General features: G+C 61.1%; 15 protein-coding genes. 7 read left to right on the top strand and 8 right to left on the bottom strand.

From position 1 onward, the window contains the following. Positions 1–7: 7 nt before the first annotated feature. Positions 8–589 carry a GNAT family N-acetyltransferase gene (locus YA0848_RS20925; protein ID WP_034113161.1) on the top strand — a complete coding sequence of 194 codons (582 nt, stop codon included), beginning with the start codon at positions 8–10 and terminating at the stop codon, positions 587–589. On the opposite strand, the gene YA0848_RS20920 is transcribed toward YA0848_RS20925, so the two are convergent. Beyond that, entirely contained in the window at positions 590–1,480 is an 891-nt protein-coding gene (locus tag YA0848_RS20920) for a LysR substrate-binding domain-containing protein (protein ID WP_034113162.1), read from the bottom strand. It abuts the gene before it with no gap. 180 nt (positions 1,481–1,660) lie between these two features. Between YA0848_RS20920 and YA0848_RS20915 the strand changes: the two genes are divergently transcribed. Continuing rightward, a complete protein-coding gene (locus YA0848_RS20915; protein WP_040269478.1) occupies positions 1,661–2,005 on the top strand; it encodes a hypothetical protein in 345 nt (114 codons plus the stop codon). Between the two features lie 60 nt (positions 2,006–2,065). Here the strand turns inward: YA0848_RS20915 and YA0848_RS20910 are convergent, their stop codons facing one another. Continuing rightward, positions 2,066–2,302, bottom strand: coding sequence for a hypothetical protein (locus YA0848_RS20910; protein ID WP_016979714.1), 237 nt, complete (start codon positions 2,300–2,302; stop codon positions 2,066–2,068). 227 nt (positions 2,303–2,529) lie between these two features. On the opposite strand from YA0848_RS20910, the gene YA0848_RS20905 reads away from it, so the two are divergent. Next, the gene (locus YA0848_RS20905; protein WP_034097035.1) at positions 2,530–3,087 is read left to right on the top strand and encodes an NADPH-dependent FMN reductase; all 558 of its coding nucleotides are present in this window, start codon (positions 2,530–2,532) and stop codon (positions 3,085–3,087) included. Positions 3,088–3,142: 55 nt separating this feature from the next. Here the strand turns inward: YA0848_RS20905 and poxB are convergent, their stop codons facing one another. Both poxB and YA0848_RS20895 read right to left on the bottom strand, forming a co-directional pair. Beyond that, positions 3,143–4,867 carry a ubiquinone-dependent pyruvate dehydrogenase gene (gene poxB, locus YA0848_RS20900; RefSeq protein ID WP_034113166.1) on the bottom strand — a complete coding sequence of 575 codons (1,725 nt, stop codon included), beginning with the start codon at positions 4,865–4,867 and terminating at the stop codon, positions 3,143–3,145. Between the two features lie 77 nt (positions 4,868–4,944). Next, a complete protein-coding gene (locus YA0848_RS20895) occupies positions 4,945–6,177 on the bottom strand; it encodes an NADH:flavin oxidoreductase/NADH oxidase family protein (RefSeq protein WP_034097037.1) in 1,233 nt (410 codons plus the stop codon). Between the two features lie 71 nt (positions 6,178–6,248). On the opposite strand from YA0848_RS20895, the gene YA0848_RS20890 reads away from it, so the two are divergent. Continuing rightward, positions 6,249–6,653: a MerR family transcriptional regulator gene (locus tag YA0848_RS20890; RefSeq protein WP_034097038.1), complete on the top strand. Its 405-nt coding sequence runs from the start codon at positions 6,249–6,251 to the stop codon at positions 6,651–6,653. Positions 6,654–6,693: 40 nt separating this feature from the next. On the opposite strand, the gene YA0848_RS20885 is transcribed toward YA0848_RS20890, so the two are convergent. Beyond that, positions 6,694–7,188 carry a DUF934 domain-containing protein gene (locus tag YA0848_RS20885; RefSeq protein WP_034097039.1) on the bottom strand — a complete coding sequence of 165 codons (495 nt, stop codon included), beginning with the start codon at positions 7,186–7,188 and terminating at the stop codon, positions 6,694–6,696. Further along, positions 7,172–8,830: a nitrite/sulfite reductase gene (locus YA0848_RS20880; RefSeq protein WP_198712571.1), complete on the bottom strand. Its 1,659-nt coding sequence runs from the start codon at positions 8,828–8,830 to the stop codon at positions 7,172–7,174. The genes YA0848_RS20885 and YA0848_RS20880 overlap by 17 nt, the downstream gene beginning before the upstream one ends. 423 nt (positions 8,831–9,253) lie before the next feature. Here YA0848_RS20880 and YA0848_RS20875 point away from each other — a divergent pair, with 423 nt between their 5' ends. Continuing rightward, the gene (locus tag YA0848_RS20875; RefSeq protein WP_169903198.1) at positions 9,254–10,321 is read left to right on the top strand and encodes an ABC transporter substrate-binding protein; all 1,068 of its coding nucleotides are present in this window, start codon (positions 9,254–9,256) and stop codon (positions 10,319–10,321) included. On the opposite strand, the gene YA0848_RS20870 is transcribed toward YA0848_RS20875, so the two are convergent. Both YA0848_RS20870 and metH read right to left on the bottom strand, forming a co-directional pair. Next, positions 10,318–10,527: a DUF2970 domain-containing protein gene (locus tag YA0848_RS20870; RefSeq protein WP_034097042.1), complete on the bottom strand. Its 210-nt coding sequence runs from the start codon at positions 10,525–10,527 to the stop codon at positions 10,318–10,320. The genes YA0848_RS20875 and YA0848_RS20870 overlap by 4 nt on opposite strands. A gap of 68 nt (positions 10,528–10,595) precedes the next feature. Then, positions 10,596–14,306: a methionine synthase gene (gene metH, locus YA0848_RS20865; RefSeq protein WP_169903199.1), complete on the bottom strand. Its 3,711-nt coding sequence runs from the start codon at positions 14,304–14,306 to the stop codon at positions 10,596–10,598. A gap of 165 nt (positions 14,307–14,471) precedes the next feature. Between metH and YA0848_RS20860 the strand changes: the two genes are divergently transcribed. After that, positions 14,472–16,766, top strand: a complete 2,295-nt coding sequence (locus tag YA0848_RS20860; RefSeq protein WP_169903200.1) for a fatty acid cis/trans isomerase — start codon at positions 14,472–14,474, stop codon at positions 16,764–16,766. 93 nt (positions 16,767–16,859) lie between these two features. Further along, a complete protein-coding gene (nfuA, locus tag YA0848_RS20855; RefSeq protein WP_034097045.1) occupies positions 16,860–17,444 on the top strand; it encodes a Fe-S biogenesis protein NfuA in 585 nt (194 codons plus the stop codon). Positions 17,445–17,625: the final 181 nt, after the last annotated feature.

Here is a 17,625-nt window from a genome sequence, read left to right as displayed (position 1 = left end):
GATGTCTATGCAAGCTGTAACGAACCCGAAGTATCCAGGGCTCAGTGTGCGGGTCGCCGATGCAGGCTTTGACGCTTATGTCTGGGGCAATGATTTCAGCTTCGAAGTCAGTGGCTATGGCGTGCCGCAGATGGGTAAGCGGGTCGATCAATGGCCGGTGGAGCGTATCCTGCCGTACCGCAAGTGCTATGGCATCGACCCGGAGGAGTTCGCCAGTTTCCGCAACGCCCCCGACAGCGCCATCTTTATGGCCTACCTGGATGACGAGCCGGTGGGGCACATCGTCGTCAGCACCAATTGGAACGGCTTTGCCCATGTCGACGAGCTGGCGGTGGCGCTGCAAGCACGCCGGCACGGGGTGGCCAAGGCGCTCCTGGATGTGGCGCAGTTCTGGAGCCGCAAGAAAAGCCTGCCGGGCATGGTGCTGGAAACCCAGAACAACAACCTCGGCGCGTGCCGCCTGTATGAGCGCTGCGGCTATGTGATGGGCGGGATCGACCACCTGCGCTATCGCGGCATCGACCCGCAGACCCGCGAAGTGGCGATTTTCTGGTATCGGCTGTTCAAAAGCGAAGTCGACAAGGCTTAGTCAGCCCAGCAGGGCTTGCGCCTTGTGCGTGACGATCTCCAGCAACGCATTCAAGGCCGGGGAGGGCGTGGCGTCCTTGAGCGTCAGCGCATACAGACTGACCATGATCGGCGGCGACACCGGGCAGGCATCCAGTCCGGCCTCCCGAGCGCCGTATGCGGTGAAGGGGTCGACGATCGCCAAGCCTTCACCCGCCTCTACCATGCTGCGCATCATCTGATAGGTCTGGACCCGCGTCTGCACCACGGGCAACGGGCGCAGGGCTTGCAGCTTGGCGTCCAGCAGACGACTGAGCGGGTCTTGCCCTTCAAGGCCAATCATTGACTGGCCGGCCAGTTCCTGCAGGGCGATGTACTTCTGCTTGGGCTTGAGCCAGCCATGGGGCGCGAGCAGTTGCAGCTTGCCTTGGGCCAGCACATTGCATTGGATCTGCGGGTGCTCGGGGTCGTGCAGGCTCAGGCCGACTTCGGCCTCGCGCAGCAACAGGCTTTTGACGATCTCCCGCGTCGGCTGGCTGGACAGATTGCACGGCGTGTCCTGAAAACGCCGGCGCAATGCGGCAATGCTTTGCGGCAGTAGTTGATTGGCCAGGGGCGGAGTGCACAGGGCGCGCAGGGTGGGTGCGTGATGGAGTTTGAGGCGGCTGGCCAGGCGTTGCACCGGCTCCAGGGCTTCGTAGAGCAAGGCGATGTCGGCTTGCAACTCCAGGGTTTCGCGCGTGGCCTGTAGGCGCCCGCGCACGCTGGCAAACAACATGAAGCCCAGTTGATGCTCGGCATCCTTGAGCGTTGCGTCCACATCGCCCACGGGGAGTTGCAACCACTCGGCGGCCGTGCCGAGGTGTCCGGTCTGCAAAATGGCCTGAATCACTTCGATATGACGTAAACGCATCGCCGGAGTCTATGTGCAGCGCCGTGGGGTTTCAATGGCGCGGGCCTCGATGCGCAAAAAAGACTGCGCGGGTCGCTCACACCTATGGCTTTCGGCCATGACCCCACTAGAATGGCGCGTCCGAACATCGATGACCAAAGCCGCCAACGGCACTTACAACAAAAACAGGTCGGGTCTCACATGCCAATCCCCTCGCGCTTTTTTGGGGTAACGGCCAAGCAACTCCTGGTGCTTCTGACCGTGGGGTGCACGGCTGCTTATCTCTTGAGTAGTCACGACGAACCCTTGCCGCAGAGTCTGGCGCTGGAAACCTTTATCCGTTCCCAGGAGCAGGTGAGCGAGCAGGTGGGGGCGGTGCTGGGCATTGCCCTGGTGCGTCAGGTGCAGGCGTATCCGGCTTATGGCGCGCCGGGTTACACGCGATCACTGTATGCGGTCGAAGGGGAGCGAGGGCAATTGATGGTCACGCTCAAACAGGTCGAGGGTGAGGCTGATGCCGAAGTGACGGAGATCCGCCGACCGTGATCGCCCAGCCCAGTCAATGCCATCAATGGCCAGGACTGAGCAGGCAGAAACGGCGCGATCTTAAGAAGCGAGGGTGGTTTGCGACTCGCGGACCAGAATCGTCCCCGATTGAATCAGTTTGAATTCGTCGCCTTCCAGTTTTTCTACACGATCGCCAATGGCCAGCTTGTAGGTGGTGGTAGGCGCCGAGCCAGCCAGGTCGCCTTGGGCCGGGTTGGATTCCTGGAACTCATGCACCGAATACACGCGTCCTTCTGCATCTCTGGCATGGAACTGTCCGACAAGTACTGCTGCCATCTGTTTAGAACCTCTGGAGATAAACACTCGATTTACGTTTGTGTAGACCGTCAGCGAGCGGGGTAGTTTACCTATAAGAAAAAAATACTATTCGTAGGCTTTATCAGAAGCTTCCTACGCTGCGTGGCGCCATACAAACCTCTAGAAACACTGCAAAACCTGCTGGTGAACGCGCGGCGAAGACTCTATAACTACAAGCTCCTTTAGTCAGACGTCGGGAAACCTCAATGAGCAAGGTCTACACGATTGCCGTCCTGGTTGGCAGCTTGAGAAAAGACTCCATCAACCGCAAAGTCGCGTTGGCGTTGGCCGAACTGGCCCCTGCCAATCTGAAGTTGAACATCGTGGAAATCGGCGATCTGCCGCTCTACAACGAGGACATCGATGGTGCTTCACCGCCGGCAGCCTACAGCACTTTCCGTCAGCAGGTGAGTTCATCCGACGCGGTGCTGTTCGTGACCCCCGAATACAACCGCTCAGTGCCGGCGCCGTTGAAGAACGCGATTGACGTGGGTTCGCGCCCTTACGGTAAAAGCGCCTGGAGCGGCAAGCCAGGGGCGATTATCAGTGTGTCGCCGGGGGCGATTGGCGGGTTTGGCGCCAACCACCATTTGCGCCAGTCGTTGGTGTTCCTGGATGTGTGGTGCATGCAGCAGCCGGAAGCCTACCTGGGCGGCGCGGGCAGCGTGTTTGACGACAGCGGCAAGGTGTCGGAAAAGACCAAGCCATTCTTGCAGGCGTTTATCGATGCCTACGGCCAGTGGGTAGAAAAACAGCGGGGCTGAATTACGCGCCTGAGGGGTGTGGGGGATTGCTCCCACACGCCCCTACAGATACGGCTTATCGTAGCCAGTTGGTGCGCGCCAACTCGATCACCTCATCGCCACGCCCGCTCATCACCGCCTTGAGCATGTACAGGCTGAACCCTTTGGCCTGTTCCAGCTTGATGCTGGGCGGCATCACCAGTTCCTGGGTCGCGGTGACCACATCCACCAGCACCGGGCCATCATGGGCCAGGGCACGGCGCAACGCCGGCTCCAGGTCTTCGGATTGCTCCACGCGAATACCGAGAATGCCCATGGCATTGGACATGGCGGCAAAGTCCGGGTTTTTGAGATCGGTGCCGGCCTCCAGGTAACCGGCGGCCTTCATCTCCATGGCGACAAACCCCAGCGACGCGTTATCGAACACGATGACTTTGACCGGCAGCTTCAATTGCGCCAGTGAAATGAAATCCCCCATCAACATGGCAAAGCCACCGTCGCCGGACATTGAGATCACTTGGCGTCCAGGGAACGCTGCCTGTGCGCCGATGGCCTGGGGCATGGCATTGGCCATTGAGCCGTGGTTGAACGAGCCGATCAGGCGGCGCTTGCCGTTCATCTTCAGGTAACGCGCGGCCCACACGGTGGGCGAACCGACGTCAGCGGTGAAGATGGCATCGTCGTCCGCCAGTTCGCTGAGCAGGCGTGCGACGTACTGCGGATGAATCGGCCGATTGGCTTTGGACGGCTGCGCCAGATCGTCCAGACCCTGGCGGGCTTTTGCATAGTGCTTCAACGACGTGTCGAGAAAGCTGCGGTCGGTTTTGCGGGTCAGGTGCGGCAGCAGGGCGTCCAGGGTCTCGCTGACGTCGGCGGCGATGCCCAAGTCCAGGGTGGCGCGTCGGCCGAGGGCCTGGGGGTCGCGGTCGATCTGGATGATCGTAGCGTCAGTGGGGTAGAACTGGCGATAGGGGAAGTCGGTGCCGAGCATGATCAGCGTGTCGCAGTCGAGCATGGCGTGGTAGCCGGAGCTGAAGCCGATCAGGCCGGTCATGCCCACGTCGAACGGGTTGTCCCACTCCACATGCTCCTTGCCGCGCAACGCATGCACCACCGGCGCACCGAGGGTGTCGGCCAGGGCGACGACTTGGTCATGGGCGCCGGCGCAGCCGCTGCCGCACAGCAGGGTGACTTTCTGGCTGCTTTGCAGGATCTCCACCAGGCGTTGCAGGTCCTGCTCCGCCGGCAAGGTGCGCGGCGCGTGCAGGGCGGGCCAGGGTTTGAGCTTGTCCTCGACTTCCAGCAGCGACACATCCCCCGGAATCACCACCACCGCCACGCCGCGATTGAGAATCGCCGAACGCATGGCGCGGTGCAGCACCTGGGGCATCTGCTCAGGGTTGCTGACCAGCTCGATAAAGTGGCTGCATTCCTTGAACAGCTCTTGGGGATGGGTTTCCTGGAAGTAATTCAGGCCGATCTCGGACGATGGGATCTGCGCGGCAATCGCCAGCACCGGTACGTGGTTGCGATGGCAGTCGAACAGACCGTTAATCAAATGCAGGTTGCCCGGCCCGCAACTGCCGGCGCATACGGTCAGCTCTCCGGTGGCGGCCGCTTCGGCGCCCGCAGCGAACGCGGCCACTTCTTCGTGACGTACGTGCATCCACTCAATGCTGTCCATGCTGCGCAAGGCGTCGGTCAGCCCATTGAGGCTGTCACCGGTCAAACCCCAGATGCGCTTGATGCCCGCCTGTTCCAGGGTGGTCGCCAATTGCTGGGCCAGGTTGATTTTCGCCATGAAGAACTCCAATCGTCAGTGAGGTTAAAAGCTGCTGATCAATAGGGGACAGTTCGATCACGGCGAATGCTCCGCCTTTAATGTGAAGATTGCGTCATGCTTGCGCGGTACTGCCGAGTGCGCCGAGCGATAAACCACTGATCACGCACCAGCGCCAGGCACGGTGCAACCTTGGGCTTGGGCTGGTGGCCGCGGCTCAGGCGGCGCATCTGGTCGCGTACCACGGCCAGGGTGGCGAGGGCGGCAAGCGGCTTGCGCTGCCACTGGATCGGTTTGAGTTGCGGGTTGGGGTCGCGGCCTTCGCGCCAGTGCTTGAGCAGCTGCGGCTCCAGGGTCAGCGCGGTGGCGATGCCCGCCATGGCGATGCCGCTGTCCAGCACTTGCTGCACGATGGGCAGGCGACGAATGCCGCCGGTCACCATCAACGGCATGGTGGCGATGCTTGCCAGTTCCTTGGCAAATTCCAGGAAGTACGCTTCGCGCGCCAGGGTACGCCCATCCCGCGCTTCACCCTGCATGGCCGGCGCTTCATAGCTGCCGCCGGACAATTCGAGCAAGTCGATGGGCAAGGGGTTGAGCATCTCCACCACGCCCCGCGCATCCGCCGCATCGAAGCCGCCGCGCTGGAAGTCCGCCGAGTTGAGCTTGACTGCCACGCAGAACGACGGGCTGACACTGGCGCGCACGGCGTGGATCACTTCCAGCAGCAGGCGTGCGCGGTTTTCCAGGGAGCCACCCCAGCGGTCGGTGCGGTGGTTGCTCAGAGGCGAGAGAAATTGGCTGATCAGGTAACCGTGTGCGCCGTGGATCTGCACGCCGCTGAACCCGGCTTTCTCAGCCAGGCGCGCGCTGGTGGCGAAGCGCTGGATCACGTCCTGGATATCCTCCTCGGTCATGGCCCGAGGGGTGGCGAACATCTTCGAGAAACTGCCCAAGTCCATCGCGATGGCCGACGGCGCCAGGGCTTGCTGGCCGAGGTTGGCCATGGTCTGGCGGCCCGGGTGGCTGAGTTGAACCCAGAAATGCACGCCCTTGGCCCGTGCCACATCGGCCCACTCGCGGAAGCTGTCCAGGTGTTCTTCGTTTTCCAGCGCGACGCCGCCAGGGCCGGTCATGGCGCGGCGATCAATCATCACGTTGCCGGTCAGCAACAGGCCCGGCTCGCCGTCCGCCCAGGCTTTGTACAGTTGCTTGAGCGCACGGGAGGGTGCTTGGTTGAGATCGGCCATGTTTTCTTCCATCGCGGCTTTGGCGATGCGGTTGGCGATGATTTGGCCGTTGGGCAGGTGCAAGGGTTCAAACGGTGACATGGGTTGACTCCTGAGCGGGGGAGGCCTCAGGCTAAGCTTAAAGTTAACTTTAATGTCAAGCAGGCATCGCAATGAATATCGGAGAACTGGCAAAACAGAGTGGATTAGCCGCGTCGCGCATTCGTTTTTACGAAGCCGAAGGGCTGATCAGCCAGGTCGGGCGTCAGGCCAACGGCTATCGGCGCTATGCACCGGAAGCCTTACAGACCTTGCAGTTGATTCAGAGCGCGCAACAGGCCGGGTTTACCTTGCAGGAGCTCAAGGCACTGATGCCGGCGCCGGGGGAACACAAGCGCGAAGAGTTGATCGAGGCGCTGGAACGCAAGGTGCAACAGATCGAAGAGATGCAGGCCCATTTGGCCCACAGCAAGACGCAGTTGTTGGGGGTGATCGAAGCGGTACGGGCGCAGCCGGAAGGCGTGCCGTGTTCGATGGGGCAGAAGCAGGTGCTGGCGTCGATCAACCTCAACCGATAAAAAAGCCCTGGCATGCCAGGGCTTTTTCATGTGCGCCAACTCAGCGGCGACGGAACAGCGGCAGCGGCTCGTCAGTGGCGGCCTGGTAGGTCACCGAGAAGTCCTTGAGGCTTTCCAGCGCTTCGTACGGGTCTTTGTCGGCGCGCAAGGCGAAGGCATCGAAGCCGCAACGGTGCAGGTAGAACAGCTGATCGCGCAGTACATCGCCAATCGCTCGCAGTTCGCCCTTGTAACCGTAGCGGTCACGCAGCAGGCGGGCGTTGGAGTAGTTGCGGCCATCGGTGAAGGCCGGGAAATTCAGGGCGATGACCTGGAAGTGTTGCACGTCCGCGCCGATCTCTTCGGCTTCTTCATCGGCGTCCAGCCATACGCCCAGGCCGCCGTCGCGAGCCTTGAGGGCGTGGCCGTGTTCGCGCCACAGCGCCAATGGCACGATCAGGTCGTCGCAGTTGGAAATGCCGTCGAAGCTCGCGTCCTTGGGCAGCAGGTGCCAGGTTTCGTCGACGACTTCGTTGTTCTTAATGATTCGCTGCATAGACGCGCTCCTTGAACAGGTCGATGCCGATACGCTGATAGGTGTCGATGAAACGCTCATCTTCGGTGCGCTGTTCGATGTATACGTCGATCAGTTTGCCGATCACGTCAGGCATGGCTTCCTGGGCGAAAGACGGGCCAAGGATCTTGCCCAGGCTCGCATCGCGGCTGGCGCTGCCACCCAGGGACACTTGGTAGAATTCTTCGCCTTTCTTGTCCACGCCCAGGATGCCGATATGGCCGACGTGGTGGTGACCACAGGCGTTCATACAGCCGGAGATGTTCAGGTCAAGCTCACCGATGTCGAACAGGTAGTCCAGGTCGTCGAAACGGCGCTGGATCGATTCGGCGATTGGGATCGACTTGGCGTTGGCCAGGGAGCAGAAATCCCCGCCCGGGCAGCAGATGATGTCAGTCAGCAGGCCGATGTTCGGCGTGGCGAAACCGCTCTCGCGTAGCTCGCCCCACAGGGTGAACAATTGGCTCTGCTCAACGTCCGCCAGGATGATGTTCTGCTCGTGGGAGGTGCGCAGCTGGCCGAAGCTGTAGCGCTCGGCCAGGTCGGCAACGGCGTCCAGCTGTTTGTCGGTGATGTCGCCTGGGGCCACGCCGGTCGGCTTGAGCGACAGGGTCACGGCCACATAGCCTGGCTTCTTGTGCGCCAGGGTGTTGCGGGTACGCCAGCGGGCGAAGCGAGGATGCTGCTGGTCGAGGGCGGCGAGTTCGGCGTCCTGATTGCTCAGGGCCTTGTACTCGGGGTCGACGAAATGTTTGGCGACGCGGTGCACTTCGGCGTCGGTCAAGGTGGTCTGGCCGCCGCGCAGGTGTTCCATCTCGGCGTCGACCTTTTGGGCGAACACCTCAGGGGTCAGCGCCTTGACCAGGATCTTGATCCGGGCCTTGTACTTGTTGTCGCGACGGCCGTAGCGGTTGTAGACGCGCAGGATGGCGTCCAGGTAGCTCAACAGGTCCCGCCACGGCAGGAACTCGTTGATAAACGCGCCGACGACCGGGGTACGGCCCAGTCCGCCACCCACCAGTACGCGGAAACCCAGCTCGCCAGCGGCGTTGTACACCGGCTCCAGGCCGATATCGTGAACTTCGATGGCGGCACGGTCCGAGGTCGAGCCATTGACGGCGATCTTGAACTTGCGCGGCAGGTAGGCGAATTCGGGGTGGAAGGTGGTCCACTGGCGAATGATTTCACACCAGGGGCGCGGGTCGATCAGCTCATCGGCGGCTACCCCGGCGAACTGGTCAGTAGTGACGTTGCGCAGGCAGTTACCGCTGGTCTGAATCGCGTGCATCTGCACGGTGGCCAGTTCCGCCAGGATGTCCGGCACATCTTCCAGGGCCGGCCAGTTGAACTGAACGTTCTGGCGGGTACTGATGTGGGCGTAGCCTTTGTCGTAGTCGCGGGCAATCTTGGCCATCATGCGGGTCTGGCGCGAGGTCAGTTGGCCGTAAGGCACGGCCACGCGGAGCATCGGCGCAAAGCGCTGAACATAAAGGCCATTTTGCAGGCGCAGAGGGCGGAACTCTTCTTCGCTCAGTTCACCTGCCAGATAGCGTCGGGTCTGATCACGGAACTGCTTGACGCGGTCCTCGATGATGCGCTGATCGTATTCGTCGTATACGTACATATAGGTCCTGTTCTCGGCAAATCTGCGCGCACGGCCGCGCACTCCCAACGGAGCCGGCGCACGATACCAGTTTGCGTTTATGCGCAAAAGTGATGTTTGAGTATATGCACATAACCAAAATGACTAATGAGACGGGTTATCACGATATCCATATTTGTCATGCGGGCAATCATCGACTTTACTGTCGTCGAGTCTTAATGCAATCACCTATAAAACCGACAAGAGGCGATGCGATGAGCAATCCTACAAAAGCCCGTAAACCCGACAGCACCGTGGATGCCTGGGCCATTCTGTTCCTGATCATCCTGGTGGTGGGCACTGCGGTATTCTGGGTCAGCCACCAATAAACCCTGTTGATTGAGCCTCGATTGTCGGGCGCATCGCCTTTATCCTAGGCGGCTTATTTTCAAGGCTCAAATCACCATGTTGAAGGTTTTGCTGGCGTGTGTGTATTTGCTGGGTTCTGCGTATGCGGCGACGGCTCAAGCCACGTCCGTGGTGTTCCTCAACCCTGGCAAGTCGACGGAAACCTTCTGGGTCGATTACGCGCAATTCATGCAGGCCGCCGCCAAGGATCTCGGCCTGGAGTTGCGCGTGCGTTATGCCGAGCGCGAAATCCAGAACACCCTCGTGCAGGCCCGTGAGGCACTGCAAGGCGACAAGCGCCCGGATTATCTAGTGCTGGTCAACGAGCAGTACGTCGCCCCGCAGATCATGCGTATGGCCCAGGGCAGTGGGGTCAAGCTGCTGCTGGTGAATAACGCGCTGACCGCCAGTCAAGCACAATGGCTGGAGGCTCAGACCGATGTCGATGAGATCGGCACCCTGGTAGCCGAAGACGATACCGCCGGCTACTTGATGCTCATCGACTTGCTGCGCCAGCACGGCCCCGTCGCGCCGGGACATACCCTCGATCTGCTGGCCTTCTCCGGCGCCCAGCACACCCCGGCCGCACAGTTGCGCGAGCAAGGCCTGCACCGCGCGCTGGCCGAACATCCCGAAGTGCGCCTGCGTCAGCTGGTCTACGGGGAGTGGAGCCGCGAACGTGCGTTTGAGCAAGCTACGCAGTTGTTCAAGCGTTATCCGCGCACGGCCTTGGTGTGGTCGGCTAACGACGAGATGGCTTTGGGCGCCATGCGCGCCCTTCAGAACAGCGGACGAACACCAGGCAAGGATGTGCTGTTCAGCGCTGTCAATAGCTCACCGCAAATCCTTCGGGCGCGCCTGGACGGGCGACTGAGCACGCTGGTGGCCGGGCATTTCACCCTGGGTGGATGGGCGATGGTGCTGATCCATGACGATGCCAGCGGCGTCGACATCCGCGCCCACGGCGGGCTTGAGCGCCAGAAAGCACTGTTTCAGTTGATCGATGCGCAGCAGGCGCAACGCTTGCTGCGGCCTTTGCCTGCGGTGGATTTCCGTGCGCTGTCCGCCCAGGGCAAACCGGCGTCCTACCGTTACCCGTTCAGCCTGCAGTGGCTGCTGCGTTAAACACCGGCCAGGTGCAGCACCAGCTTGACGATACCGAACAGGGTCAACGCAAATACCACCGTGAACAGGATGCCCAGAACCACAAAGTGGCTGGGCTTGCCGTGGGTGAAGTCACGGGCGCGGTTCTTGCCGCTTTGTACGCCAAAAGCGGCGGCCACCACGCTGTGCAGCATTTGCCAGAAGGTCGGCGGTTTGTGCTCGTCCATAGGTCCCTCGACACTCAGTGTGTGAGGGACAGCATAGACAATCGGCCAAATTTGAAAGCACGCCAGGTTTAGCTGTCGTAGCCCAGGTTCGGCGCCAGCCAGCGTTCGGTCACGGTCAGATCCTGGCCCTTGCGTGCGGTATAGCTGGCGACTTGGTCTTTATCGATCTTGCCCACGGCAAAGTATTGCGCCTGGGGATGGGCGAAATACCAGCCGCTGACGGCCGCTGCCGGGAACATCGCATAGTGCTCGGTAAGGAACACACCGCTGCGCCCGGCGTGCATTTCGCGGGCTTCGGGGTCCAACAGTTGGAACAGTTGGGCTTTCTCGGTGTGGTCCGGGCACGCAGGGTAGCCGGGGGCAGGGCGGATGCCGCTGTACTGCTCTTTGATCAGCGCCTCGTTGTCCAGTTGTTCATCCTTGGCGTAACCCCAGTGCTCCTTGCGCACCTGCTGGTGCAGCCACTCGGCGCAGGCTTCGGCCAAGCGGTCGGCGAGGGCTTTGACCATGATTGAGTTGTAGTCGTCGCCTGCGTCCTGGTACGCCTTGGCCACTTCTTCGGCGCCGATGCCAGCGGTAGTGATAAAGCCACCGATGTAGTCGGTCACGCCGCTGCTCTTGGGGGCGACGAAGTCGGCCAGGGAGAAGTTCGGCTTGCCGTCGGTCTTGATGATCTGTTGGCGCAGATGATGCAGCTTGGCGAGGGGCTGGCCATCGTCGCCGTAGACCTCCAGGTCATCCTCGTCGACCTGGTTGGCCGGCCAGAAACCGAGCACCGCACGGGCGCTGATGAGTTTTTCGTTGATCAACTTATCGAGCATGGCCTGGGCATCGGCGTACAGCGCGGTTGCCGCTTCGCCCACCACTTCATCGGTGAGGATGCGCGGGAATTTGCCCGCCAGGTCCCAGGAAATAAAGAACGGCGTCCAGTCGATGTATTCGGCCAGCACCCTCAGGTCGATATTGTCCAGGACCTTGGCGCCAGTGAAAGTCGGCGTCACTGGGGTGTAGTTGGCCCAGTCGAACTGCGGCTTCTTGGCGATGGCGGCCGCGTAGCTCAGGCGCTCGGTGCGCGCACTGCGGTTGGAGGTGCGTTCGCGCACTTCGATGTAGTCCTGGCGGGTTTTCTCGACAAAACCAGCCTTCAATTCCTTGGACAGCAGTTGCGTAGCCACGCCCACCGCGCGAGAGGCGTCGGTCACATAGATCACTGCATCGTTGCTGTACTTGGGTTCGATCTTCACCGCCGTGTGTGCCTTGGAGGTGGTGGCGCCGCCGATCATCAGCGGCAGGTGGAAGTCCTGACGCTGCATTTCGCGCGCCACATGCACCATCTCGTCCAGGGACGGCGTGATCAGCCCCGACAGCCCGATGATGTCGCACTTCTGTTCCTTGGCCACTTGCAGGATTTTCTCCGCCGGCACCATCACACCCAGGTCGACGATGTCATAGCCGTTGCAACCCAATACCACACCGACAATGTTCTTGCCGATGTCGTGCACGTCGCCTTTGACGGTAGCCATCAGGATTTTGCCCTTGGCTTCCGGCTTATCGCCTTTTTCCAGCTCGATAAAGGGGATCAAGTGGGCCACGGCCTGTTTCATCACCCGGGCGGATTTCACCACCTGGGGCAGGAACATTTTGCCGGCGCCGAACAGGTCGCCGACGATGTTCATGCCGGACATCAGCGGGCCCTCGATCACTTCGATCGGGCGCGCGAACGACAGCCGCGATTCCTCGGTGTCTTCGACGATATGGGTGGTGATGCCCTTGACCAGCGCATGCTCCAGACGCTTGTTGACGTCCCAGCCGCGCCATTCTTCGGTCTCGGCTTCCTTGACGCTCCCGTCGCCCTTGTATTTGTCGGCAATGGCAAGGAGGGCGTCGGTGCCGTCCGGGGTGCGGTTAAGGACCACGTCTTCCACCGCGTCGCGCAGCTCGGCGGGGATCTGATCGTAGATCTCCAACTGGCCGGCGTTGACGATGCCCATGGTCAAGCCATTGCGGATCGCATGCAGCAGGAACACCGAGTGGATCGCCTCGCGCACCGGGTTGTTGCCGCGGAACGAAAACGACACGTTGGACACACCGCCGGAACTCAGCGCATACGGCAACTCATCGCGGATGTAGGCGCAGGCGTTGATAAAGTCGACCGCGTAGTTGTTGTGCTCCTCGATACCGGTGGCGACCGCAAAGATGTTCGGGTCGAAGATGATGTCTTCCGGCGGGAAACCCACTTCATTGACCAGAATGTCGTAGGAGCGTTTGCAGATTTCTTTCTTGCGCGCTTCGGTGTCGGCCTGGCCGGCCTCGTCGAACGCCATCACCACCACCGCCGCGCCGTAGCGCTTGCACAGTTTGGCGTGGTGGATGAACTGCTCGACGCCTTCCTTCATGCTGATGGAGTTGACGATGCCCTTGCCCTGGATGCACTTGAGGCCGGCCTCGATCACTTCCCACTTGGAGGAGTCGATCATGATCGGGACGCGGGAAATGTCCGGCTCGCCGGCAATCAGATTGAGGAAGGTCACCATGGCCTTCTTCGAATCGAGCATGCCCTCGTCCATGTTGATGTCGATCACCTGGGCGCCGGCTTCCACCTGCTGCAGGGCGACTTCCAGGGCTTCGGTGTAGTTGTCCTCACGGATCAGCCGGGCGAACTTGGCGGAACCGGTGATGTTGGTGCGTTCGCCGACGTTGACGAACAGCGAGTTGCGATCGATGGTGAACGGCTCCAGCCCCGACAGGCGGCAGGCCTTGGGAATGTCCGGGATCACGCGCGGCGCATAACCGGCCACGGCCTTGGCGATGGCTTCGATATGGCCCGGCGTGGTGCCGCAGCAACCGCCGACGATATTGAGAAAGCCGCTCTGGGCGAATTCTTCGATGACCTTGGCGGTCTGCGCCGGCAACTCGTCGTACTCGCCGAATTCGTTGGGCAGGCCGGCGTTGGGGTGCGCGGACACATGGGTGTTGGCCTTGTTGGACAACTCTTCCAGGTACGGGCGCAGTTCGCTGGCCCCGAGGGCGCAGTTCAGGCCCACGGAAATCGGCTTGGCGTGGGCTACCGAGTTCCAGAACGCTTCGGTGGTCTGGCCCGACAGGGTTCGGCCGGAAGCGTCGGTGATGGTGCCGGAGATCATGATCGGCAGCTCAAGGCCCAGTTCCTCGAACACCCCTTGCACCGCGAAGATCGCGGCTTTGGCGTTGAGGGTGTCGAAGATGGTTTCGATCAGGATCAGGTCGGCGCCGCCTTCGATCAAGCCCTTGGTGGCCTCGGTGTAGTTCTCCACCAGTTCATCGAAGGTTACGTTGCGGTAGCCGGGGTTGTTCACGTCGGGCGACAGCGAGCACGTGCGGCTGGTCGGGCCGAGTACGCCGGCGACAAAACGCGGCTTGTCCGGGTTCTCGGCGGTCTTGGCATCGGCAATCTTGCGCGCCAGGCGTGCGCCTTCGACGTTCAGCTCATAGGCCAGTTCTTCCATGCCGTAGTCGGCCATGGAAATCCGCGTGGCATTGAAGGTATTGGTTTCGAGGATGTCGGCGCCGGCATCCAGATAAGCCTTTTCGATCCCGCCGATCACGTCGGGGCGGGTGATCACCAGCAAGTCGTTGTTGCCCTTGACGTCGCTGGGCCAGTCGGCGAAACGTTTGCCACGGTAGTCGTGTTCTTCCAGTTTATAGCTCTGGATCATCGTGCCCATGCCGCCGTCGAGGATCAGGATGCGTTCCTTGAGGGCGTGGTGAAGAGCTTGCAGACGAGCGCTACGATCGGACATGGGACTACTCTGGTCAGGCATTACGGAGGGCGTGGATCATAGCAAACCTGTGCGGATTTGGAGCATGCCTGGGTTTTGCATGAATATCGTTCATGTTGCCAGCAGGCATGGCCCGGTAGAATCACCGGCAATTTTTCAGCGTACCCCTTGAATCGGGACCGATCCATGTTACTTCGTTCACTCGTCTGCGCCGCATTGGCCTTGCTCGCCAGCACCGTCCACGCCCAGAGTCCCGTTCCGGCAATCTCCTACACCCGCGATATCCAACCGATTTTCACCGAGAAGTGCGTGGCCTGCCATGCGTGCTACGACTCCGCCTGCCAGTTGAACCTGGGCAGTGGCGAAGGTGCGGCGCGGGGCGCGAGCAAAGTACCGGTCTACGATGGCGAACGCAGCCAGGCAACCAAGCCGACCCGCCTGTTCTATGACGCCTTCGGCAAAGCCGCCTGGCAGCGCGAAGGGTTCAGTTCGGTGCTCGATGCCCAGGGCAGTCAGGCTGCCTTGATGGCGCGCATGCTGGAGCTGGGACATCGTCGTACGCCCTTGCAGCCTAATGGCAAGCTGCCCGACGACATTGTGCTGGGCCTCAATCGTGAAAACATGTGCCCCTTGCCGGGGGAGTTCGACGCCTATGCCGGCGCCCATCCCAATGAAGGCATGCCGCTGGCGGTCACCGGGCTGACCGACCAGCAATACCAGACACTGCAACGCTGGCTGGCCTCCGGGGCGCCCATCGACGAGCAAGGCGTGGCACCCAGTGCCCGCGAAGCGGCGCAGGTGCTGCAATGGGAAAATCTGCTCAACGCCCCCGGCGCCCGCGAAAGCCTGGTGGCGCGCTGGCTGTTCGAGCACCTGTTTATCGCCCATCTGTACTTCGAGGGCGGTGAGCCGGGGCATTTCTTTCAGTGGGTGCGCTCGCGCACGCCCAGCGGCCAACCGATTGACCTGATCAACACCCGTCGCCCCAACGACGACCCGGGCACGCGGATTTACTACCGTTTGTGGCCGATCCAGGGCGTGATCGTGCATAAAACCCACATCACCTATCCGCTCAGTGCGCAGAAAATGGCGCGGATCAAAGCCTTGTTCTATGGCAGCGACTGGCAGGTCAGCGCGTTACCGGGCTACGGCCCAGGGCGGCGTGCCAACCCGTTCGAAACCTTCGAGGCGATTCCGGCCCAGGCGCGCTATCAGTTCATGCTGGATAACGCCGAATACTTCGTGCGTACCTTTATTCGCGGGCCGGTGTGCCGTGGGCAGATCGCCACGGACGTGATCCGCGACAACTTCTGGGCCTTGTTCCAGGCCCCGGACCATGACCTGTACATCACCGATGCGCGCTATCGCGGCCAAGCCACACCGTTGCTGGCGATGCCGGGGCAGAACGATGACGTGGGCAGCGTGCTTAGCCTGTGGCTCAAATACCGCGACAAACGCAACCAGTACGAAGCCCTGCGCCGCGATAGCTACGCAGACCTGCCGGCGCCCAGTTGGTCGACCCTGTGGGCCGGCAATGACAATGCGCTGTTGAGCATCTTCCGTCACTTCGACAGTGCGTCGGTCAATAAGGGCCTGATCGGCGAGGTGCCGCAGACGATGTGGCTGTTCGATTACCCGCTGCTGGAGCGCACCTATTACCAGTTGGTGGTCAATTTCGATGTGTTCGGCAATGTCTCGCACCAGGCCCAGACTCGCCTGTATTTCGACCTGATCCGCAATGGCGCCGAGCAGAACTTCCTACGCTTGATGCCGGCGGACTCTCGCGAGGACTACCTCGACGACTGGTACCAGAACAGCGGGAAGCTCAAGCTGTGGCTGGACTACGAAGCCATCGACGACGATAAGCCCACTGGCCTGCACCTGGCTAAGAAGGACCCGAAACGCGATTTCGCCCAGCAGTTGCTCGCCCGCTACGGCGACTTGAACGTCAGCCCCGACCCGATCAACCGTTGTACCGGTGCGTACTGCTCGCGTGAGGGCATCGATCCGGCGCTGCAGGACGTCGACCAGGCCCTCAGCCGCCTTGCGTCGCGTCCGGCGGCTGGGCTCAAAGTGATCAATCAATTGCCCGAAGCCACGATGCTGCGCGTGGAAACCCCAAGCGGCAAACGTGAGGTCTACAGCCTGTTGCGCAACCGTGCCCACAGTAACGTGGCGTTCCTGCTAGGGGAGGCGTACCGCTACCAGCCGGGGCTGGACACGCTGACGGTCTACCCTGGGGTGATGAGCAGCTACCCGAACTTTATGTTCAATATTCCCGCCGGAGACGTGCCGGAGTTCGTCTCCCGCATGGAGCAGGCCCAGGACGCCGAGAGCTTTGAGAAGATCGTCGATCGCTGGGGCGTGCGTCGCAGCCATCCGCAGTTCTGGGCGTATTTTCACGACCTGTCGCGCTACCTCCACGAGACCACTCCACTGGAAGAGGGCGTGCTGGACATGAATCGTTATCAAAACCTCTGACCTGCGTGACCGGCTTTTCCGACAAAAATACTGGGACTTTGTAACTCTGTAATGATTTGGCGTAAACTGCCGGCAAGCCTGTGAGGAGTTTCCATGACTGCCATAACCATTACCGACGCCGCCCACGATTACCTGGCCGACCTGCTGTCCAAGCAGAACACCCCAGGCATCGGCATCCGCGTCTTTATCACCCAGCCCGGCACCCAATACGCCGAGACTTGCATTGCCTACTGCAAGCCCGGTGAAGAGAAACCTGAAGACACTGCCCTGGGGCTGAAAAGCTTCACCGCATACATCGATAGCTTCAGCGAAGCGTTTCTCGACGACGCGGTGGTGGACTACGCCACCGACCGTATGGGCGGCCAGTTGACCATTAAGGCGCCGAACGCCAAGGTGCCGAACGTCAACGCCGACAGCCCGGTGAACGAGCGTATCAACTACTACTTGCAAACCGAGATCAACCCAGGACTGGCCAGCCACGGCGGTCAGGTGAGCCTGATCGACGTGGTCGAAGATGGCATCGCTGTGTTGAAGTTCGGCGGCGGCTGCCAAGGCTGCGGCCAGGCCGACGTAACCTTGAAGGAAGGCATCGAGCGCACCTTGCTGGAGCGTATCCCGGAGCTCAAGGGTGTGCGTGACGTGACCGACCATACGCAGAAAGAAAACGCCTACTACTGAGTAAGGCGTTCGCTGCGAACAAAAAAACGGCGCCCCGTGAGCGCCGTTTTTTTTGGTTTAAATTCAGTTGGTTGAGATATTTATCTCATAAATCAGATTAAGTGATGAAAAGGCTTGCCTAAGATTGTAGTGAGTCAGCGTGGCCTTCAACTACTGGAAGTCCCTATCGGGGGCAAGCCCC

The organism is Pseudomonas sp. S4_EA_1b (assembly GCF_016307435.1).
In the GTDB taxonomy this organism is placed as follows: domain Bacteria; phylum Pseudomonadota; class Gammaproteobacteria; order Pseudomonadales; family Pseudomonadaceae; genus Aquipseudomonas; species Aquipseudomonas rhodesiae.
Note: the sequence above shows the minus strand (reverse complement) of the source record. Positions and strands in the feature narration are given on the sequence as shown.